We start from the raw sequence: 1,921 nt of genomic DNA, 5'->3' as shown, positions 1-1,921 counted from the left end.
TCAGTGGAACGAAAACTCACGTTAAGCAATGTTTTCTTCCTCTGATGCTTCTTTTAATTGCTGCAGTTGCCATCTAGTCAGAGTTCTGCAAGCGTGAAGGAATACCGAATCGCCGTGTACGAACCTGTATTTTCGGTAGTACGGGACAAGGGATGGTCGTGAGATCAACCCTTGTCCCTAAAGTTATTGTGGTCATGAATGTTTCTGGATGTCCTAAGATAAGATGGGCATCTACTCCGACACTTTCTGTGCAGCATTGGACAGTGAAGACCACGCTTCCCACTCGTCCAGGCGCTTCTTATAGATTAACTTGAACATGGGTAATGTGCTCGAGCCGAGAATGAGGCGCAATGGTGGATTGCTTGTATCTACCAACTTTAGGATGATATCCGCTGTTGCTGCAGGATCTCCTGTGTTTTCCTGATTGAACCCGGCGCGAATGGATGACTTCAGGGTGTCATATTCAGGCTGAGCGGGGGCAAAGAGAGTGGACGAGCCAAATGTGGTGGCGAAACTGCCAGGTTCCAGCATCGTGACCTTGATGCCCCACGCAGCCGCTTCGCCCGCCAGTGATTCCGTCAACGCTTCCACTGCAAATTTACTGGCGACATAGCTTCCACCAGTTGGAAAGCCGATAACGCCAGCGATACTTGACAGTGTGATGATGTGGCGTAAGCTCGCGGGGAACTCGCATTGACAGAGCGATTTTGGCTAATTTCGGCGAGTTGATCGTCTCAGGTTTCAGAACAGGTGTAAGCGTCTCATTTAGGCCGTCTGTGCAGCGGACTCCGGTTCCGGGAAAATAGTGTCCATCATTTTTAATGGACACTATCGCGTGAAACACCGGACATGGATACTTGAGGCCCTTCGCCTCCATTTTGAAGAAAAACTCCCGCGCATTGAGGCGGGACGCCGGCTCGGCATCCCCAAAACCACCGTCTGCGATCTCTTTGTCCGGTTCAGGAAGTCCGGTCTCTCCTGGCCACTTTCTGACAGGATCACCCCGGGGAAGCTGGATAAACGCCTTTACCGCCAGAGCACCAGGAAAGCGACTGCTCTTCCCGTGGCTCCGGCCCCGCTTGAAACACCTGCGGTCTCCAGACGGCCACGTCGTCCTAACTTTCCACGGGACTTCAAAATCGCGTTGGTGGAACGGTCGATGCAGCCCGGGGTCAACGTGGCGCAACTGGCCCGTGAAAATAACATTAATGACAATCTGTTGTTCAACTGGCGGCGCCTTTACCTGCAGGGACAACTCGTTGCACGAACAGAGACACCGCTGATGCTGCCCGTAACGCTCGCAGCAGGATCCTGTCACGGGCAGGCGACTCAGGGGGATGAAACGCCCTGTTGTGAACTGGTTCTTCCCGCCGGTACGTTGCGTATCGGTGGAGCGCTGACGCCGGAGCTGCTGCAGATACTTATCAGGGAAATGCAGGGGAGTTCACGGTGATATCACTCCCTGCGGGCTCCCGCATCTGGCTGGTCGCCGGCGTGACGGATATGCGCAACGGTTTTAACGGTCTGGCGTCAAAGGTGCAGAATACGCTCAGGGATGAGCCGTTCAGTGGTCACCTGTTTATCTTCCGGGGCCGGCGGGGCGACATGATAAAGGTGCTGTGGGCTGACCGTGATGGCCTGTGCCTGTTTACCAAACGCCTTGAGCGCGGGCGCTTCGTCTGGCCGGTGGCCCGTGACGGAAAAGTACACCTGACGCCGGCGCAGCTGTCCATGCTGCTGGAAGGCATAAACTGGAAGCACCCGCAGCGGACGGAACGGCCTGGTCTGCGGATATAACCTGATGTAAAATGTGGGTATGGACGCTTCCCTTCCCGATGAAAACGCCCGGCTCAGGGCGCTGCTGCTGGAGCAGCAGACCACCATCCGCAAAATGGCGGAGTATGTACTGGTCAAGTTAAAC

3 protein-coding genes are annotated in these 1,921 nt (G+C 55.0%); 2 read left to right on the top strand and 1 reads right to left on the bottom strand.

Features of this window, described 5'->3' with window-relative positions; genetic code table 11:
* Positions 1–231: 231 nt before the first annotated feature.
* Positions 232–657, bottom strand: a complete 426-nt coding sequence (locus NG99_RS27225) for an SDR family NAD(P)-dependent oxidoreductase (protein WP_269745697.1) — start codon at positions 655–657, stop codon at positions 232–234.
* A 148-nt stretch (positions 658–805) separates the two neighbouring features.
* Here NG99_RS27225 and tnpA point away from each other — a divergent pair, with 148 nt between their 5' ends.
* Both tnpA and tnpB read left to right on the top strand, forming a co-directional pair.
* Positions 806–1,453 (top strand): IS66-like element accessory protein TnpA, encoded by a 648-nt coding sequence (tnpA, locus tag NG99_RS27220; RefSeq protein WP_034900008.1) that lies wholly within the window; start codon positions 806–808, stop codon positions 1,451–1,453.
* Positions 1,450–1,797, top strand: coding sequence for an IS66 family insertion sequence element accessory protein TnpB (gene tnpB, locus NG99_RS27215; RefSeq protein ID WP_034900006.1), 348 nt, complete (start codon positions 1,450–1,452; stop codon positions 1,795–1,797). Before tnpA ends, tnpB begins: the two co-directional genes overlap by 4 nt.
* The last annotated feature ends 124 nt before the right edge of the window (positions 1,798–1,921 follow it).

The organism is Erwinia typographi (assembly GCF_000773975.1).
In the GTDB taxonomy this organism is placed as follows: domain Bacteria; phylum Pseudomonadota; class Gammaproteobacteria; order Enterobacterales; family Enterobacteriaceae; genus Erwinia; species Erwinia typographi.
The sequence above is the reverse complement of the archived record's forward strand: the minus strand, read 5'-3'. Positions and strand labels throughout refer to the sequence as shown.